Source organism: Orrella sp. 11846 (assembly GCF_048820935.1).
Lineage (GTDB): Bacteria > Pseudomonadota > Gammaproteobacteria > Burkholderiales > Burkholderiaceae_B > Algicoccus.
This window is the reverse complement of sequence record NZ_JBMERD010000036.1, coordinates 1-2,363: the sequence shown is the minus strand read 5'-3', so window position 1 is coordinate 2,363 and position 2,363 is coordinate 1. Positions and strand designations below refer to the sequence as shown.

The 2,363-nt window shown below is 49.1% G+C and carries 2 protein-coding genes; both read right to left on the bottom strand.

Going from position 1 to position 2,363, the window contains the following annotated elements; all coding sequences use genetic code 11:
- A partial coding sequence (locus ACOI06_RS14430) for a TRAP transporter permease (protein WP_420663296.1) occupies positions 1 to 1,242 on the bottom strand: 1,242 nt, incomplete at its 3' end.
- A gap of 50 nt (positions 1,243 to 1,292) precedes the next feature.
- Positions 1,293 to 2,279: a TAXI family TRAP transporter solute-binding subunit gene (locus ACOI06_RS14425; protein ID WP_420663295.1), complete on the bottom strand. Its 987-nt coding sequence runs from the start codon at positions 2,277 to 2,279 to the stop codon at positions 1,293 to 1,295.
- Positions 2,280 to 2,363 lie beyond the last annotated feature (84 nt).

Below are 2,363 nucleotides of genomic sequence, written 5' to 3'. Positions count from 1 at the left end.
GACACCCAGACCGGTCATTCCCAACACGCCAATGATGAGCGAAGCACACAGGATGATCGATGCGATCATAGAGATCTGCTGTCCTGCTGAAGATGCTGCATGCTCAAAACGCTTCAGAATTTCCAAAGGTTGAAATTGAAATTTATCGTCCGTGAGCAACAAAATCGCAGCAGACAAAATCGCCATACAAGCCGCATATTGTGGGGTCACATTAAGCCCAAACATGCCATAGAGCAATACGGTGAAAGGCACCAGAAAGAAACCTGTTGTCAACAGAACAATCCGCAACTCAGGTCTGTCTTCCTTGGGGACATTAGGCAAGTGATAGCGTTTAGAAAACGCGTTCACACCCATCCAGACTGCAAAGAAATAAAGGATTGCAGCCGGTAAAGCAGCCAGCATAATACTGTCATAAGGAACACCTGTGAGTTCTACCATCACAAATGCACCAGCCCCCATCAATGGCGGCATGATTTGCCCTCCAGAGGATGCAACAGCTTCAACGGCAGCGGCTAAAGACGGCGGATATCCCAAACGGCGCATTGCAGGCAATGTAATTGCACCGGTTGATGCCACGTTTGCAGACGCTGACCCAGAAATTGAACCGAACAAGGCAGAAGAAATCACTGACACTTTGGCAGCACCGCCTGTCAGCCGTCCTGCGACTGCGGAGGCAATATTCATGAACCCGGAACCCGCTTGTCCGGCATTCAACACAGCGCCAAAAATCACAAAAATCGCAACTACTGCGACTGAAACACCCGTCAGACTCCCCCAGAGCCCTCCTTCCGTGATGACGAGTGTGCCCATGAAGCTTCCCATGGACATGCCCGAGTGACCAAATTCACCCGGAATATACTGACCGAACAGACCGTAGAGTAAAGTGATCGCTGCAATTAAAGGCATGGGCCAACCCACAGCACGGCGCGCCATTTCGAGTGTACAAAGCACCAAAATCCAGGCGCCTGCCATTTGTGTCGGTCCATCTAAACGACCATATTGATCGGCGAGATCATTTTGATCAATCGCAATCCACAAACAGCCTGCAATTCCAAGAATAGCTAGGAACCAACTCCATAAATCCGGACGCTGACCACCTGGTCGCCAAAGCATAATCCAGGGAACCGCCAAAGCCATGTGCAAAGGCCGGCTCACTAAGTTAGGAACCAGCCCTGCAAACACAAGCCATAAATGAAAGGCAATGCTAACGATACCCAGAATTGGCCAAATATACAGCGGCATCGCTCGCACCACCCCTGACTTCTGATTTAACTAATGATGACTAATAACAATTACTTTGCTGTTGCGGGCACTTCAATGCCTTTTTCTGCATAGTATTTCAAAGCACCGGGGTGCATTTTACCGGACACATTCATCAACATTTCAGGTGTCACACCATTCCACCAAGGGGCATTACCCGCCATTTTGTCGCGCTGCTCCCAGAAAGTTTTAGTGAGCGTATACGCTGTGCCATCATCCATTTCGGTCGTTGTGTAGGCGATCACTGGCAATGAAGTCGTGACGATCTCTTCAGTCTGACCGTTGTAAGTGTTGGCTGGAATCACAGCGCGGGCAGCACCCGTTTGCTTGACCTGATCATCACTCATCGACAGAACGTGAATTGGCAAGCTAGCAGCCGCTTCAATAACGTTGGGTGATGGGAAAGAACCCGCTGTGACAAACGCATCAATCTGTTTGTTCTTCAAAGCAGGTACGGCGTTGTTGAGCTCAACGTTGGCCAGATTCACTTTGCCATCCAGACCAAAGAGGTTCAGATATTTTGTACCTTCATTGGCTGAGAACGTGCCCTTACCGACCAGAATGTTCTTACCAGCCATGTCTTCAAAGCTTTTAATCCCCGCATCTTCACGAGTCACAAAGTGCATGGTCAATGAAGGAATTGGGAACAAAGCACGAATCTCTTTGTATTTCTCGTCTGGCTTTTTCTCAAACGCGCCTTTGCTGTTTTCAGCGGCGGCAACCAGTGAGGGTGGTGTTGTGAAAACATAGTTACCTTTACGTGAAGGTGCTTCCATCACGTTCTGGACTGAGCCTTGGCTCTCTTCCAAAGTCACGATCACGTCACCGTTAGTGCCCTCTTTCATGGCTTGTGCCAGTTCGACACCCATCTGGTAATAGGATGTACCCGCTTTAGCGGACTTATAAGTCACTCGGTTTTCAGCCATTGCCGAACCAGCGAAACCCACCGCAACAACAGTCATGCTACCCAGCAGTGCCATCTGCAGCGGGCGCAGATTCGAATTTAAAGCAAATTTCATATGAATGTCTCCAATCAGAGGGAACCAGTAAAACGCCATACATTATATGGTCACAAATGATGAACGAGTGCTGAGGGCACTTAG

Bases quoted from the DNA above. Each gene is read 5' to 3' on its own strand.
- ACOI06_RS14425 (WP_420663295.1), bottom strand. From the start codon at position 2,279: ATGAAATTTGCTTTAAATTCGAATCTGCGCCCGCTGCAGATGGCACTG.